Source organism: Streptomyces anatolicus, from assembly GCF_019400875.1.
GTDB lineage: Bacteria > Actinomycetota > Actinomycetes > Streptomycetales > Streptomycetaceae > Streptomyces > Streptomyces anatolicus.
In genome coordinates, this window is the sequence record NZ_WMBF01000003.1 from 18227 (window position 1) to 34081 (window position 15855).

General features: G+C 69.8%; 16 protein-coding genes. 8 read left to right on the top strand and 8 right to left on the bottom strand.

Annotated elements, in window-relative coordinates; genetic code table 11:
- The first annotated feature begins 31 nt into the window (after positions 1-31).
- Together GKQ77_RS00845 and GKQ77_RS00850 are read left to right on the top strand one after the other, a co-directional pair.
- Positions 32-1969 (top strand): ABC transporter ATP-binding protein, encoded by a 1938-nt coding sequence (locus GKQ77_RS00845; protein ID WP_219686633.1) that lies wholly within the window; start codon positions 32-34, stop codon positions 1967-1969.
- Complete coding sequence (locus tag GKQ77_RS00850; protein WP_219686634.1) at positions 1962-3161, top strand: metallophosphoesterase; 1200 nt, start codon at positions 1962-1964, stop codon at positions 3159-3161. Before GKQ77_RS00845 ends, GKQ77_RS00850 begins: the two co-directional genes overlap by 8 nt.
- Here GKQ77_RS00850 and GKQ77_RS00855 read toward each other — a convergent pair.
- The 3 genes from GKQ77_RS00855 to GKQ77_RS00865 form a co-directional block, all read right to left on the bottom strand.
- Positions 3148-4197 carry a glucose 1-dehydrogenase gene (locus tag GKQ77_RS00855; protein ID WP_219686635.1) on the bottom strand — a complete coding sequence of 350 codons (1050 nt, stop codon included), beginning with the start codon at positions 4195-4197 and terminating at the stop codon, positions 3148-3150. The genes GKQ77_RS00850 and GKQ77_RS00855 overlap by 14 nt on opposite strands.
- A gap of 91 nt (positions 4198-4288) precedes the next feature.
- A complete protein-coding gene (locus GKQ77_RS00860) occupies positions 4289-5293 on the bottom strand; it encodes an endonuclease/exonuclease/phosphatase family protein (RefSeq protein ID WP_308117503.1) in 1005 nt (334 codons plus the stop codon).
- 26 nt (positions 5294-5319) lie between these two features.
- Entirely contained in the window at positions 5320-5949 is a 630-nt protein-coding gene (locus GKQ77_RS00865; RefSeq protein ID WP_219686636.1) for a M15 family metallopeptidase, read from the bottom strand.
- 87 nt (positions 5950-6036) lie between these two features.
- On the opposite strand from GKQ77_RS00865, the gene GKQ77_RS00870 reads away from it, so the two are divergent.
- Positions 6037-6732, top strand: coding sequence for a response regulator transcription factor (locus tag GKQ77_RS00870; protein ID WP_219686637.1), 696 nt, complete (start codon positions 6037-6039; stop codon positions 6730-6732).
- Entirely contained in the window at positions 6725-7822 is a 1098-nt protein-coding gene (locus tag GKQ77_RS00875) for a sensor histidine kinase (RefSeq protein ID WP_219686638.1), read from the top strand. The genes GKQ77_RS00870 and GKQ77_RS00875 overlap by 8 nt, the downstream gene beginning before the upstream one ends.
- 51 nt (positions 7823-7873) lie before the next feature.
- Here GKQ77_RS00875 and GKQ77_RS00880 read toward each other — a convergent pair whose 3' ends face one another.
- From GKQ77_RS00880 to GKQ77_RS00900, 5 genes are all read right to left on the bottom strand, one after another.
- Positions 7874-8200: a plasmid stabilization protein gene (locus GKQ77_RS00880; RefSeq protein WP_219686639.1), complete on the bottom strand. Its 327-nt coding sequence runs from the start codon at positions 8198-8200 to the stop codon at positions 7874-7876.
- A 102-nt stretch (positions 8201-8302) separates the two neighbouring features.
- The gene (locus GKQ77_RS00885) at positions 8303-9316 is read right to left on the bottom strand and encodes an SDR family NAD(P)-dependent oxidoreductase (protein WP_308117502.1); all 1014 of its coding nucleotides are present in this window, start codon (positions 9314-9316) and stop codon (positions 8303-8305) included.
- Positions 9317-9378: 62 nt separating this feature from the next.
- Positions 9379-10563, bottom strand: a complete 1185-nt coding sequence (locus GKQ77_RS00890; RefSeq protein ID WP_219686640.1) for an alcohol dehydrogenase catalytic domain-containing protein — start codon at positions 10561-10563, stop codon at positions 9379-9381.
- Between the two features lie 212 nt (positions 10564-10775).
- The gene (locus GKQ77_RS00895; RefSeq protein WP_219686641.1) at positions 10776-11171 is read right to left on the bottom strand and encodes a hypothetical protein; all 396 of its coding nucleotides are present in this window, start codon (positions 11169-11171) and stop codon (positions 10776-10778) included.
- A 66-nt stretch (positions 11172-11237) separates the two neighbouring features.
- Positions 11238-11744 carry a hypothetical protein gene (locus GKQ77_RS00900; protein WP_219686642.1) on the bottom strand — a complete coding sequence of 169 codons (507 nt, stop codon included), beginning with the start codon at positions 11742-11744 and terminating at the stop codon, positions 11238-11240.
- Between the two features lie 153 nt (positions 11745-11897).
- Between GKQ77_RS00900 and GKQ77_RS00905 the strand changes: the two genes are divergently transcribed.
- The 4 genes from GKQ77_RS00905 to GKQ77_RS00920 all read left to right on the top strand — a co-directional run bounded on the left by GKQ77_RS00905 (position 11898) and on the right by GKQ77_RS00920 (position 15438).
- Positions 11898-12806 carry a DUF5937 family protein gene (locus GKQ77_RS00905; RefSeq protein WP_219686643.1) on the top strand — a complete coding sequence of 303 codons (909 nt, stop codon included), beginning with the start codon at positions 11898-11900 and terminating at the stop codon, positions 12804-12806.
- A gap of 210 nt (positions 12807-13016) precedes the next feature.
- Entirely contained in the window at positions 13017-13772 is a 756-nt protein-coding gene (locus GKQ77_RS00910) for an ABC transporter substrate-binding protein (protein WP_219686667.1), read from the top strand.
- Between the two features lie 41 nt (positions 13773-13813).
- Positions 13814-14599 (top strand): amino acid ABC transporter permease, encoded by a 786-nt coding sequence (locus GKQ77_RS00915; protein WP_219686644.1) that lies wholly within the window; start codon positions 13814-13816, stop codon positions 14597-14599.
- Between the two features lie 5 nt (positions 14600-14604).
- Positions 14605-15438, top strand: coding sequence for an amino acid ABC transporter ATP-binding protein (locus GKQ77_RS00920; RefSeq protein ID WP_219686645.1), 834 nt, complete (start codon positions 14605-14607; stop codon positions 15436-15438).
- The last annotated feature ends 417 nt before the right edge of the window (positions 15439-15855 follow it).

Consider the following 15855-nt stretch of genomic DNA (forward strand, 5'->3'; position numbering starts at 1 on the left):
CAAGTTTGGTTGAGGTCATAACGTTCCACCCATGAGCATGGAAACCACCGCATGGAACCAGCTGTACAGCGTCATGCACGCACAGCAGGACCGCCGCCCCTTCGCCCGTGCCACGCTGCGCCGCATCGGCGCCTTCGCGCGGCCCCACCGCAAACGCATCTGGCAGTTCGTGCTGCTGAGCGTCGTCACCGCACTGCTGGCCGTCGCGACTCCCGTACTGGCGGGGAAAGTCGTCAACGCCATCGTCTCCGGAGCCGACTCCGCCACCGTCGTGCGCTACGCCCTGCTGATCGCCGCCATCGCCCTCGCCGAGGCCGGGATCGGACTGCTGAGCCGCTGGCTCTCGGCGAACCTCGGTGAAGGGCTCATCCTCGACCTGCGGACCGCCGTCTTCGACCACGTCCAGCGCATGCCCGTCGCCTTCTTCACCCGCACCCGCACCGGGGCGCTGGTCAGCCGCCTCAACAACGACGTGATCGGCGCGCAGCGCGCCTTCAGCAACACCCTCTCCGGGGTCGTCGGCAATATCGTCACCCTGCTGCTCACCCTCGTCGTCATGCTCACTCTTTCGTGGCAGATCACTCTCCTTGCGCTGGCTTTGCTCCCCGTGTTCGTCGTGCCCGCCCGCCGCATGGGCGCGAAGATGGCCAGGCTCCAGCGGGAGGCCGCCCACCACAACGCCGCCATGGGCACCCGGATGACCGAGCGCTTCTCGGCGCCCGGCGCCACCCTCATCAAGCTCTTCGGCCGGCCCGGCGACGAGTCCGCCGAGTTCGCCGCGCGGGCCCACCGGGTGCGTGACATCGGCGTACGCACCGCCATGACGCAGTCCGCCTTCATCACCGCGCTCACCCTGGTCTCGGCGCTCGCCCTCGCCCTGGTCTACGGCCTCGGCGGGTACTTCGCCCTGGAGGGCACGCTGAAGGCGGGCGCCATCGTCTCGCTCGCCCTGCTGCTCACCCGGCTCTACGCGCCGCTGACGTCCCTCGCGGGAGCGCGCGTCGAGGTCATGAGCGCGCTCGTCAGCTTCGAGCGGGTCTTCGAGATCCTCGACCTCAAGCCGCTCATCGAGGAGAAGAAGGACGCGGTGCCCGTCCCCGAAGGCCCCGTGGCCGTCGAGTTCGACAACGTCCGCTTCGGCTACCCCGCCGCAGACAAGGTCTCCCTCGCCTCCCTCGAAGAGGTCGGCACACTCGACACCCGAGGCGGCGACGAGGTCCTGCACGGCGTGTCGTTCCGCGCCGAACCCGGCCAGACCATCGCGCTCGTCGGCTCCTCCGGAGCGGGCAAGTCGACCATCGCGCAACTGCTGCCGCGGCTGTACGACACCGACGAGGGGAGCGTGCGGATCGGCGGCGTCGACGTACGCGACCTGACCGCCGAGTCCATGCGGGCCACCCTTGGCATGGTCACCCAGGACGGCCACCTCTTCCACGAGTCCGTCCGCGACAATCTGCTCCTCGCGAGGCCCGGCGCGACCGAGGACGAACTCTGGGACGTGCTGCGGCGCTCCCGGCTCGAAGACCTCGTGCGCTCCCTGCCCGACGGGCTCGACACGGTGGTCGGCGAGCGCGGCTACCGGCTCTCCGGCGGTGAGCGGCAGCGGATGACCATCGCCCGGCTGCTCCTGGCCCGCCAGCGGGTCGTCATCCTCGACGAGGCGACGGCCCATCTGGACAACACCTCGGAGGCCGCCGTCCAGGAAGCGCTCGGCGAGGCCCTTGCGGGACGCACCGCCGTGGTGATCGCCCACCGGCTCTCCACGGTGCGCTCCGCCGACCAGATCCTCGTCGTCGAGGCAGGCCGGATCGTGGAGCGCGGTACGCACGAGGAACTGCTCGCGCTGGAGGGACGGTACGCGGAGCTGTACCGCACGCAGTTCGCCAAGGGGGCTCACGACGTCCACCAGGAGTTCATCGTTTCCCCACCCGTCACACGCCCCGCCGTGAGAGAAACCCCCCATGTGTGACGACGAGTTGATACCGCCGAGCGCGGACATGACGGAGGACCAGTGGCTGCGGGCGGACCCGGCGCTCGCCGAAGGGCCGGTGGGGGAGCGGGTCCGGGAGATGCGGGCGCCCCGGCGGCGGACCGTGCTCGGCGGTGTGGTCGCGGGGGCCGCGGCGCTGACGGTCCTGCCGGGCGGGGCGCAGGCCCCCGCGGCGGCGGCCGCCCGCACGGGGAAGTTCCCGCTGCCGGCCGGCCCCGGCAGGTCGGGGGAGTACGCGGTGCTCCTCACCGGCGACGCGGGCACCGGCGAGGAGGCGCAGCACGCGGTGGCCGCGGCGGCGCGCGAGGTCTGCCGCGCCGAAGGGGTCGGCCTCGCGGTGGGCCTCGGCGACAACATCTACGAGAACGGCCCCGAGTCCGCCGACGACTCGGAGTTCCGCACCAAGTTCGAGGACCCCAACTCCGGTGTGGACATCCCCTGGCTGATGGTCCTCGGCAACCACGACTGCTCCGGTCTCATCCCGGGCAGCGGCGGCGACCCCTCACGCGGCGACCGGGAGGTCGCGTACGCCAAGGCGTCACCCCGCTGGTACATGCCGGGCCGCTACTACAACGTGGCCCTGCCCGCCGCCCGCGAGGGTGATCCGCTGGTGGAGTTCTTCGCCATCGACACCAACCCCGTCGCCTCCTACGTCGCCCAACTCGACCCGCACTACCGGTGGAACGGCCCCTACATGCGCGAGCAGCGCCGCTGGCTGGACGGCGCGCTCAAGGCGTCACGGGCACGCTGGAAGATCGTCCTCGGCCACCACCCGTACCTCAACAACGGCAAGCACGGCAGCGCCGGTTCGTACGACGGCTTCGAGATCGGCCACTACACCAGCGGCATCCACCTCAAGGAGCTGTACGAGGAGGTGGTGTGCGGCAGAGCAGACCTGATCCTCTCCGGGCACGACCACACGCTCCAGATCCTGGAGCCCACCACCCGCACCGGCGGCACCCGGCAGATCGTCTGCGGGGCCGCCGCCAAGTCCGGTGACGGCAAAGCCCACTTCGGGCACCCCGCGAGCTGGCAGAACTTCTCCGACCACGGCTTCATGGTCCTGAGGGTGTCCGAGCGGGCGATGACCGTGGACGCGTACACCGTCGATGTCGCCACCCGCCAGGCGCGCCTTGCGCACAGCCTGAGGACCAAGTTCAGTCGAGGGTGACGACGACCTTGATGTCGTCGTCCTGCTCGGTGAAGGCCTCCTCGGCACGCTCCAGCGGTACGCGCCTGGTGATCATCCGTTCCAGCCAGGCGCGGTCCGCCTTCGCCAGGGCCTCGGCGCCCTGGTGGTAGTGGCGGAGGTTGGCGTTGACCGAGCCGACGACCGCGTCGTTCTCCAGGACCAGGTCCCGGTTGATCGAGCCGGCGTCCACCGACAGCCGCCGTCCCGTGGGTGAGACGCCGGTCAGGCACACGACGCCGTAGGTCGCGGTGCCCCCCATCGCCTCGAAGACGACGGAGCCCGCGCCGGTGGCCTCGATCACCACGTCGGGCTGGAGCGCGGAGGTCACCTCGGCGATGTCCTCGCTGTGGTAGGTCGCCCCGAGGCCCGTGACCAGGTCCGGCTTCGGCCCCTGGGTGACACGGTCGAGCACGTGTACGTCCAGACCGCGCTGCACGCCGAGCAGCGCGGCGAGCAGACCGATCGGGCCCGCCCCGGTGACCAGCACCCGCCGCGGCTGGAACCAGGCGCGGCCGCCGACCCGCTCCACCTGCTCCCACGCCTTGGCCACCACGGTGGTCGGCTCGAGCAGCACCCCGACCGTCTCCAGGCCGGGGTCGAGCCTGACCGCATAATCGCTCTCCACGGTCCACGACCGGCTCGCGTAGCCGTGGCGCTCCTTGATTCCGCGCTCGGTGTAGCGGCCGTTGCGGCACATGTCGAACTCGCCGCGCGCGCAGGCCCCGCACGGCTGCGGGTCCGGGCGGCGCACCACTCCGACCACCAGGTCACCGGCCGTGAACCCGCTGCCCGACGGTGCCTCGCGCACCCGGCCGAGCGATTCGTGGCCGATGACAAGACGGTCCTCGCCGGGCGGCGCCCACCCGTACTCGCCCGCGGCGATCTCCTTGTCGGTCCCGCACACGCCGACCGCCAGCCCGTCCACCAGCAGCTCGCCGTCGCCGGGGACCGGGTCGGGCACGTCGCGCACCTCCAGGGAGCGGGCGGTCGAAGGGCGGACGGTAACGGCACGCATGGCATCTCCTGGTCGGTGGTTCCGGCTCCGCTGCGAGTCCCACGAAACCGCCACATAATTCACCCAGAGTTTCGTCGGTTTCGCGCGGTGGTCAGCCGCTGATTCCCGCCGCCACCGGCCGGTGATCGCTGCCGGTGGCCGGCAGTACCCACGCGCTGCGCGGCTCCACGCCCCGGACCAGGATCTGGTCGATCCGCGCCACCGGGAACCTCGCCGGCCAGCTGAAGCCGAAGCCGTCCCCGGCCGAGTCCTGGGCCGAGCGCAGTTGCGAGGTGAGGCCGGCGAACGCGCGGTCCTCCATGGTGCCGTTCAAGTCACCGAGCAGCACCACCCGTTCGTTGCGCTCGGCGGCGATGGCCTTGGTGAGCGCCTGCGCGCCGCGGTCCCTGCCGCCCGTCCCGAACCCGTCCTGGGGAAGCAGCCGCACCGAGCCGAGGTGGGCCACGTACACCGCGAGCGGGCCCTCGTCGGTGGCCACCGTGGTGCGCAACGCCCGGTTGTAGGCCATCTTGACGGCGGCCGGCTTGGTGGCCGCCAGCGGCCCGTAGTCCATCAGGGTGTCGACCGGCCGGGTGTCCGAGAGCGGCAGCTTGCTCCACAGCCCGACCGTGCCCCGCACGGTGTGGTGCGGATACGCCTTCGCCAGCTCCTTCTCGTACACCGGCTTCGCCCGCGCGGTGATCTCCTGGAGGGCGAGCACGTCAGCGCCGGAGGCGGCCAGGTCACGGGCGGTGCCCGCCGGGTCGGGGTTCTCGGCGCCGACGTTGTGGCTGACCACGGTGAGGTCGCCGCCCGGGCGGGACTTGTCGGTGAGCAGCCCGCCGAAGAGGCTCAGCCACACCGCGACCGGCAGCAGCAGCGCGACCAGCGCGGAGGCGGAGCGGCGCCACAGCGCCCCGGCCAGGAGCACCGGGATGCCCAGGCCGAACCACGGCAGGAAGGTCTCCACCAGACTGCCGACGCCCCCGCGGTCCGTGATCTGGGCGTGCAGCAGCATGAGCAGACCCAGCAGCAGCGCGAGCACCGCGAACACCGGGCCGCGCCGCCAGGGTCCGGGTCCAGCCTGACTGGTCGGCTCCGCCGTCTCGGCGTGCACGATCGCCTCTTCCTGCTCGCTACCGATCACTTCTGCATCCTCGGGTCCTGGGTGGGGTCGGCGTACATCTGCGGGCAACCGCGGTCGGTCGCTTCGGGCCGCAGCTCGTAGTGCCAGGGTTCGTTCCGGTAGATCTGACAGAGTCCGTACGCGGCGCCGTGCCCGGAAAGCCACGCCGTCGCGGGGGAGCGTCCGATGTCGACCGCCTCCCCCGACACATGGGGTGACGTCTTCGCGGTGGCCACCCAACGGGCGGCCTCGGCTTCGGACCCGTACTTGGCGATCGCCTCGCGCAGCAGCCGCTCCTGGTATCGCGGGGAACGCCAGCCGCCGTTGACGTAGAGGGAGACTCCGTCGTTCGCGGCTTTCTCCGCGGCCCTGCGAAGGGCCTTGCGTAATTCCGGATCGAGCTTGGCCACGGCCGGAATCTCCTCGTCGAAGACCGTGGTGCCGTCGGGGACGGCACCGTCGGCGAATTTCGAGGGCGGGGCAGCCGAGAAGGAAGGGGAATGGGAGGAGGGACGGGAGGACGAGGAGTTCTGTGCCTGATGGCCAAGGGTCGCGGCGATCGCCGCGATGACGGCTGTCACGCCGACGACAAGACGCCGGTGAAGGGGGCGGACCGGGATCCGCGCTGATGGCGAGGGCTGATTCATGCCGTCAGTCAAGGCAGCGCGGTGTTGCCGGCCCGTATGGGATTTTCGATACGCCGGCGATATGCGCGGGCTCGTAGCATCGGGACCATGCGCGTGCTGATCGTCGAGGACGAACCCTTTCTGGCGGAAGCCATCCGCGACGGCCTGCGCCTGGAAGCGATCGCCGCCGACATCGCGGGGGACGGGCGTACGGCGCTGGAAATGCTGAGCGTCAACGCCTACGACATCGCCGTCCTCGACCGCGACATCCCCGGACCGAACGGCGACGAGATCGCGGCACGCATCGTCGCCTCCGGAAGCGGCATGCCGATCCTCATGCTCACCGCCGCCGACCGCCTCGACGACAAGGCGTCCGGGTTCGAACTCGGCGCCGACGACTACCTCACGAAGCCCTTCGCCCTCCAGGAACTCGCCCTCAGGCTCAGGGCGCTCGACCGCAGACGCGCCCACAGCAGACCGCCCGTGCGGGAGATCGCGGATCTGCGGCTCGACCCGTTCCGCCGCGAGGTCTACCGGGACGGCCGCTATGTCGCGCTGACCAGGAAGCAGTTCGCCGTGCTCGAAGTCCTGGTCGCCGCCGAAGGCGGTGTGGTCAGCGCCGAGGAACTTCTGGAACGCGCGTGGGACGCGAACGCCGACCCGTTCACCAACGCCGTGCGCATCACCGTCTCGGCACTGCGCAAACGGCTCGGCGAGCCCTGGATCATCGCCACCGTGCCGGGCGTCGGCTACCGCATCGACACCGCCCCCGGCACCGGAGTTCAGGGAGGCGGGCGTGGATAGGGCGCCCGGGCTGAGCGTGCGCGTCAAACTCACCCTCAGCTACGCCGGGTTCCTCATGGTCGCGGGCGCCATGCTGCTCGCCACCGTGTGGGTGTTCCTCCTGCGCAACGTCCCCGACGACTGGGACCGCCGGCTTCTCCACGAGAACCCCAACCGCCAGCTCCTCGTGCACAGCTTCGCCCCGGCGGCAGCGGCCGTACTGGCGTTCCTGCTGGTATTCGGCCTGCTCGGCGGATGGATCCTCGCCGGCCGCATGCTCGCCCCGCTGACCCGGATCACGGAGGCCACCCGCACGGCGACCCACGGCTCACTCTCCCACCGCATCCAACTGCCGGGCCGCAAGGACGAGTTCCGCGAACTCGCCGACGCCTTCGACATGATGCTCGTACGACTGGAAGCACACGTCGGCGAACAGCGGCGGTTCGCGGCCAACGCCTCTCACGAGCTGCGCACCCCGCTGGCGATCTCGAAGGCCCTGATCGACGTGGCCCGCACCGATCCGGACCACGACACCGGCGAACTCCTCGACCGCCTCCACGCCGTCAACACCCGCGCCATCGGCCTCACCGAGGCGCTGCTCCTGCTCAGCCGCGCCGACCAGCGGTCCTTCACCCGCGAGCACGTCGACCTGTCCCTCGTCGCCGAAGAAGCCGCCGAAACGCTCCTCCCTCTCGCGGAGCGGCACGGCGTCACCCTGGAGACCAGCGGTGACCTCGCCCGCACGAGCGGATCGCAGGCGCTCCTGCTGCAGCTGGCCACGAACCTCGTGCACAACGCGATCGTCCACAACCTGCCCGAGCGGGGCATGGTGCGGGTCCATACCGGAGTCCAGACCGGCGCCCATCCCGAGACGGTGGTACTCACCGTCGAGAACACCGGCGAGAAGCTGACCCCGGAGCTGACCTCGACGCTGACCGAACCGTTCCTGCGCGGCACCCGGCGCGTCCACGCCGACGGCGCGGGCGTCGGCCTGGGCCTGGCGATCGTCGAGACCATCACCCGGGCGCACGACGGAACGCTCACCCTCACCCCGCGCCCCGACGGCGGGCTCCGCATCACCGTGGAACTGCCCGCGGCCCGCCCCCACTGAAGGGGCCCACGGCGGCCGAACCGCCGCGGGCCCCGCGCTTGTCGCGGCTCGTCAGCGGCCGAGCGCCTTCTTCAGCTGCTGCTTGTTCATCGACGAGCGGCCGTCGATGTTCTTCTTCTTGGCCTCTTCGTAGAGCTGGTCCTTCGTGGGGCCCTGGGCGCCGCTGTGCGAGCGCTCGCCACCGCGCTGCGGCGCGGACTTCGGGTCCTTTGTCGACGTCCTGCTCGCGGTCTTGGACTCGCCCGAGCGGGCCCGCTCCTTGTTGACCGTCCGGGCCGCGATCTCCTTGGCCCGGCTCTTGGAGGCTCCGCGGTCCTCGGCGCTCTCCTTGATGTGCTCGTACTGACGCTCACGCTTGTTGCTGGATCCAGCCGGCATGGTGACCTCGCTCTCTCATGGCCACCGGAGACAGTGCGTGCTCCGGGGCCTCCTTTCGGGCATATCGCCCAGTTTCGGCCCCCCTGTGCCCGGACGCCGGGCTCACCCCTTTGGGGTGTCCCCGTCCCGCTCGTTGTATGCGTCGGCGGCCCGTTCGTTCATCGCGCTCCCGGCCCGCTGGACGGTGCCGGTCACCGGCCCCCGCGGCGGGTCGATGTCCTTGCCCTCCCGCATGCCCCGGGGGTGAGCGGGCGCCGCGGGCAGGAACCGGGCGGCGACACCGCTCAGCCGGGTGGTCGTCGCCGGGGCGAGCCCGTGCGCCAGATCGGCGACGCGCGCCCCGGGGGTGAGCACGAGGCGGGCCCGGCGCCGGACGGTGGCCCGCACGATCCGCTCGGCGGCGCGCTGCGCGTTCATCGACACCAGCGGGGCGCCCGCCAGCGTGGAGAACCACCCGTACTCCTGGTCCTGCGCGCCGCCGAACTCGGCGTGCAGATGCGATCCGGTGCGCATCAGACCGGGGTATACGGCCGTCACACTCACCCCGGACCCCGAGGTCTCGGCCCGCAGTCCCTCCGCGAGCGTGCCGACCGCGGCCTTGGCGCAGGCGTAGGGCAGCAGATGCGGAACGCCGAGGAGCCCGCCCACGGAGGAGATCAGCGCCAGCCGCCCGCCGCCGGGGCTGTCCCTGAGGTAGGGGAGGGCTTCCAGCGAGGCGTGCAGGGCGCCCTGGAAGATCGACCGCATCGCGTCGTCGAAGTCCTCGGCGCGCAGCGACTCCAGCGGGGCGACCTGGATGATGCCCGCGTTCGCGATGACGAGGTCGACGCCGCCGCAGTCGCTGTCGGCCGAGGCGAACAGCTCCCGCACGGCCGCCTGCTCCCGTACGTCGCAGACCGCCGTACGCACCCTGGCCCGCGGCTGTCGGCGCAGCAGCTTGGCGCGCGCCCGCTCCAGTTCCTCGCCGTCGCGCGCGGCGAGCGTGACGGCGCAGCCCCGGGAGGTCAGCCGGTCCGCCATGAGGAGGCCGAGACCGCGCGAACCGCCGGTCACGACGGCCGACCGCCCGCTCAGATCGTCGAGGGCCCGGCCGCGGGGAGCTGATGCCTGGCGCACTGGGATCTCCTTGGTTGGCTCGGTCACGGTCGGAGTCGGTCACGGTCGGATGGCTGGCGCGGTCACGGTCGGAGAAGGGTTTTGATCATGCTGTCTTCCTTCGCCTGGAACGTCTCGTACGCCTTGGGGCCCTCCTCCAGGGAGAGGTGGTGGGTCGCGAAGCCGTCGACGCCGAGCGGGTCCTCGTCGGTCAGCAGCGGCAGGATGTCGTCGACCCAGCGCTTGACGTTGGCCTGGCCCATGCGCAGCTGGAGCTGCTTGTCGAACATCGTCAGGAGCGGCAGCGGATCCGCGGCCCCGCCGTAGACACCGGAGAGCGAGATCGTGCCGCCGCGGCGGACGATGTCGATCGCCGCGTACAGGGCGCCGAGGCGGTCGACGCCCACCTTCCCCATGACCTTCGCGCCGACGGCGTCGGGCAGCATCCCCACGCCCCACTGCGCGGCCTTGACCAGCGGCGCGCCATGCGCCTCCATGCCGACGGCGTCGATGACGGCGTCAGTCCCGCGGCCCTTGGTCAGCTCGCGCACCGCCTCGCCGATGTCCTTGCCGTACCGGCGCAGGTCCAGCGCCTTGACCCCGTCCCGGGAGGCGCGGCTCAGCCGTTCGGGGACGAGGTCGACGCCCACCACCAGGCTCGCCCCGCGGTGCAGGGCGATACGGGCGGCCATCGCGCCGATCGGCCCGAGACCGAGCACCGTCACGGTGCCGCCGGGCGGGATCGCGGCGTACTCCACGGCCTGCCACGCGGTGGGCAGCACGTCGGAGAGGTAGACGAACCGGTCGTCGGGCGGGCCCTCGGGAACCTTGATGGGAAGCGTGTTGCCGAAGGGCACGCGCAACAGCTCCGCCTGACCGCCGGGCACCTGGCCGTACAGCTTGGTGTAGCCGAAGAGCGAGGCGCCCGTGCCCTGCTCGCGGTTCTGTGTCGTCTCGCACTGGGAGTGCAGTCCGGCGTCGCACATGAAGCAGTCGCCGCACGAGACGTTGAACGGCACGACGACCCGGTCGCCCACCGCCAGCTCCGTGACACCGGAGCCGATCTCCTCGACGATGCCCATGGGCTCGTGACCGAGGATGTCACCGGCGTCCAGATAGGGGCCCATCACCTCGTACAGGTGCAGGTCCGAACCGCAGATGCCCGTGGACGTCACCCGGACGATCACGTCCGTCGGTTCCTTCAGTACCGGGTCCGGCACGGTCTCGACCCGTACATCGCGCCTGCCGTGCCACGTCAGTGCCCGCATCACTCTCTCCTCGCGGCGGCTGTCGTTCGAAGCCGCGGTGATCGCGGCTTCCCGCGCGCGGGTTCCCCGGTCGTGCGGCGTCATGCGGAGGCGACCGGTCGACCCCCGCGCGACGCGCACCTCGCCCTCCGGACGCGCACTCGCCCCCAGCAAAACCACATCGGCGCGCGCGTGCCAACAGCAGCGGGGCGTTCGGGTGTGGTGCGGACGCATCAGGGCCGGTTGTACCACCCGCACTTGAGTGTCGAGTTCGCATCAAGGCAGATCCTGACGGACGTCGCCCCGCCGGGCACATCCGCGGGCAATTCGGCATTGAACTGGTATGTCCCGTCGCACCGAGTGCGGCTGCTCCAAGTGCCGAGTTCGTTGCCAGAGGCACCGTACGTGCTGAACCACACCCTGCCGCAGCCGACGACCCGGTGTGTTCCAGCGGCCCCGACCGACCGGTCGCGCCACGTCAGGGTCCCGCGGACGGAGCTGGCGCCGATCGTGATGTCGAAAGGGGTGCTCGGGTAGGGGGCTGTCTGCGCGCCGGCGGCGGGAGCGCCCAGCAAGGTGCCCGCGGTCAGCACGACGGAACCGAGGGCGGCGGCGAGATGAGTCTTCATGCGAATCTCCAGGATGGGGACTGCGGGAGCGCGACCGCGGCTTCGGCGAAGCCGCGGTCCGCAGTACTAGTGCAGGCCGTCGATGCAGTAGCCGGCGCGGTAACAGGTCTGCCCGTCGAGGTACTTCTGGTTTTCGTCGGTCATGTAGACCCAGATGTTGTCGGACCCCCCGACGACGTCCGCGATAAGGGTGAAGTCCGCCGGCCCGGATCGATTGCACCAGGTGCTGCTGCTCTTGAAGTCCAGTGAGGTGCTTCCGGCGAACGCCCGCGCGTAGACCCGCCGACAATTGCTGGCCTTGAATGAGGCGTCGATACCCACCGACCGGTTGGACCAGGTGGCCGTGCCTTTGTAGTAACTCGCCCCATACACGATCGAGATGTCGGCGGCAGCGGTGCCGGCGGCGGTCGCGGGTGTCGCCGCGAAGGCCATCCCGGCAACCGACGCGGCTGCGGTCACGGCCACGCCGACCTTCCTCGTGCGGCTCTTCACCTTCGGTGCGTCCTTCAACTTCACCATGCCCATCACTCCCAGGTCCCTCGAGTGAACGTTGCTGCCGTTGTTCGGCGACACGACTTCACCACGGGGGAACCTCGCGCCGGAAAGCATTCGAGCCGGTTCAAATCCATCGCGACGACTGCTAGCGTCGGGACGGTGCTCACCCTGCGTGTAGACGCCAATACGGTGTCCAGGACACGGCTGGCGCCTTCTCCCGCTTCGGAAGCCGTGGCGTGGCTGAGACTCACCGCCGCGTCGGGACGGCACCCGGTCTTCGGGGATCCCGGACCACTCGCCCGAGCATCACTTGCCCATCCCGATGTCGCCCTGCTCGTCGACCTGTTGCCGCGGAACGGCGACACCTACAGACCTGACCTGCTCACCCCTCAGCCAGGAACGGACGCACAGCGCCGCGACCTGATCGACGAGCAGATCGCGCACATCGAGGCCGTGGCGCAGGACGACCTCGAAACCCAGGTCTTCACCCACACCCGGACCCACTGGAACAGACCGCTGCGGGCCACCACCCGCCGGATCGCGGAGTCGGGGCAGATGCAGCGCCGTCTCGCCAACGGTCTCGCCCGGTTCTGGCGCGACACCTTGGCCGAGGGCTGGCCCGAACTGCGCTCGATCATCAATCAGGACATCGCCCACCGCGCGGCAGCCGGCGCCACCCACGGCGTCGGCCGGACGCTCGGCACACTCCACCCCGACATGGCCTGGACGGGCCACGCGATCACCCTCGCCAAGCCGTGGGATGCCGAATTCGATGTCGTCGGCCGGGACCTGGTCCTCATCCCCAGCGTGCTTGGCCGGCCCGCCGTCATCATCCAGGTCGACACCCCTGGGCAATGCGTCTTCCACTACCCGGCCCAGCGGATCGGAGCCGACCGGGATCGCAGGTCCGGAAAGATCGCGCAAGTGGTCGGCAACGCCCGAGCGGCCTTGCTGGCGGACCTCGAAACTGCCCGGTCCACCGCGGAACTGGCCGCCCGGACCGGATATACCCCGGGCACCGTCTCCTACCACCTCAGCGCCCTGCACCGCGCGCGCCTCGTCACCAAGGTCCGAGACGGGCGCTACGTGCTGTACCAGCGGACCGCGCACGCGGCGGGCCTCCTGGAAGAAGCCCATTGAACTACTCGACGCTCCTACCCAATCCCGAAGGCAGGACAAGAGCCCTGGCCGGTGGCAGGATGCACGGCAACTCGCGCAGCACACAGCGCTGTTGACCTCGATCGCGCCCTGGATCGAGCCTGCCCTGGAGGTCCTGTGTCCGCTCGCCCCCCGAAGCCCGTCCGTTCCCCGGTGGCTGCCATAGCCCTGACCGCAGTCGCCGGACTGCTGATGGCGGGCTGCACCAGCACCAAGCCCGACAGCGACGGCGACAAGGGCGCCGCCGGGATCAAGCTCGTCTCGTCCGGCAAGATCAAGACCTGCACGCATCTGCCCTATCCGCCGTTCCAGTCGAAGAAGGACGGCAAGATCGTCGGTTTCGACGTGGATCTGGTCGACCTGATCGCCAAGGAACTGGGGGTCGAGCAGGAGATCGTCAACACACCCTTCGAGGGCATCGAAACCGGCCAGGACTTCAACATCCGCAAGTGCGACCTGGCCGCCGCGGGCATGACGATCACCGACGAGCGCGACAAGGTCATGGACTTCTCGGACCCCTACTTCAACGCCACCCAGGCGCTGATCACCATCAAGGGGAAGCCCTACAAGACGTTCCAGGACCTCAAGGGAAAGAAGCTCGGCTACCAGAAGGCCACCACCGGCGGTATCTACGCCAAGAAGGAGAGCAAGGACCTCGACATCGAGCTCGTGGAGTACGAGGACGTCGGCCTGCTGCTCACCGCGGTAAAGGCCGGAAAAGTCGACGCGGGCATCAACGACAACGGCGTGCTCTTCGATTACATCAAGGACAACCCGGACACCGAGGTGACCGCGGAGTTCGACACCGGTGAGAAGTACGGGCTCGGCTTCCGCACCGGCAACGACTCACTGCGCACGAAGGTCAACGAGGTCCTCAAGGAGGCTCGGACCGACGGCAGTTACGACAGGATCTACAAGAAGTGGTTCGGCACCACTCCGCAGAGCTGACCTCAAGCATTCACACGGCTGACCAGAGGAGTTCTGCGCGTATGTCCATGTCCCGACGGCGGCGGGCACAGCTGTACCGCGGCGTCCAGTACGCCGTGCTGTTCATCGCCCTGGCCGTGTTCGCGCTGGTGGCCGACTGGGGGACGCTGCGCCAGGCGTTCTTCGACGTGGAGATCGCCAAGGCGCTGTTCCCCGAGGTGATCACCACCGCACTGGTCAACACCGCCTACTACACGCTGCTCGGCTTCGGCTTCGGCTTGGGGATCGGCATCGTGCTGGCACTGATGCGGCTGTCCACGGTGCCCCCGTACCGCTGGATCGCGATCGCCTATATCGAGTTCTTCCGCGGCGTTCCCTCCCTGCTTGTGTTCATCGCGCTCGGCTTCGGCGTGCCGCTGGCCTTCGAGGTCGCGCTCGACATGGGCGTCACGGTGATGCTGTCTCTGGGCCTGGTGGGCGCCGCCTATATGGCCGAGACGATCCGGGCGGGCATTCTGGCGGTGCCCAAGGGGCAGACGGAGGCCGCTCGTTCGCTGGGCATGTCACCGGGGCGCGCGATGGTGTCGATCGTGATGCCGCAGGCGTTCCGGATCGTGCTGCCGCCGCTGACCAACGAGCTGATCCTGCTCACCAAGGACTCCTCACTGGTGTATCTGCTCGGCCTCTCGCTCGGCCAGTTCGAGTTGGCCAACTTCGGCCGGGACGCGCTGAACGAGCACAAGAGCCTGACCCCGATCCTGATCGCCGGACTGCTGTATCTCGTCATCACCCTCCCGCTCGGCCATCTGGTGCGGCGGCTCGAGGCCCGTACGGCGAAAGCCAGGTGAGCACCATGAAGCTGGACAAGGCACCCGACGCGCCCGCACTTTCGGGCCAGGCGATCGAGGTGCGCGAGCTGCGCAAGTCATTCGGCGATCTGGAGGTGCTCAAGGGGGTCGACCTCACGGTCGGGAGCGGTGACGTGGTGTGCGTCATCGGCCCTTCGGGCTCCGGCAAGTCGACCCTGCTACGCTGCGTCAACCTCCTGGAACAGCCCACGTCGGGCAAGGTGACGGTGGCCGGAACGGAGGTCACCGATCCCGATGTGGACATCGATCGCGTGCGCCGTCGGATCGGCATGGTCTTCCAGTCCTTCAACCTCTTTCCGCACCTCACGGCGCTGGAGAACCTGACCATCGCGCAGCGCCGTGTGCTGCGGCGCGGCAAGGATGAGGCCGAGCGCATCGCGCGGGCCAACCTCGCGCGGGTGGGCCTCGTCGACAAGGAGCGGTCCTATCCGGCGCAGCTCTCCGGGGGTCAGCAGCAGCGGGTCGCTATCGCTCGGGCGCTGTCCATGGACCCCGAGTTGATGCTCTTCGACGAGCCGACCTCCGCGCTCGACCCCGAACTGGTCGGGGACGTACTCGCGGTGATGCGCTCGCTCGCCCAGGAGGGGATGACGATGCTGGTGGTCACCCATGAGATGAGTTTCGCGCGCGAGGTCGCCGACCGGGTGGTCTTCATGGACAACGGAGTGATCGTCGAGGAGGGCACGCCCGAACGTGTGGTGGGTGACCCGCAGCACGAGCGGACCCGGACGTTCCTGGCGCGCGTACTCGATCCCGCGGCGGCTGAGGTGGGCGAGGTCCCGGACACAGGTCCGCACGAGAAGCGCGTGGACCGCTGAGTGCGCCTCGGGGCCGAATATCCCGGCGTACGGGCGTACGGGCGTACGGGCGTACGGGCGTACGGGCGTACGGGAGGGGTGCGGCCGAGCCCTCGATTCGAAGGCTGCCCGATGTACAGTGAAAGGCGCCCCTGACCTGCAAAAAGCTGGCAGGGAGCCGTCTCTCAGGAGTCCAAAGTGCTGCGTACTCTCTTCAAGTCCTGCATCTGACATCTGGACGTTTCCGCAGGTCAGCAGCATGGTGACGGGGCTTTCGTCAGCAAACAGTCAGCATCAGCCCCTGGGGTTGCTGATGGGTGCACCAGTCGGTATTCGCGCATATTGCTGGCGCAGGTAGCGTGTCGGCATGCCGTGGCGGCTTCTGTCAGGTGGACCCGACGTCGCTGAGGCCGACTCCGGCCGTCCTCGCCAGCGACA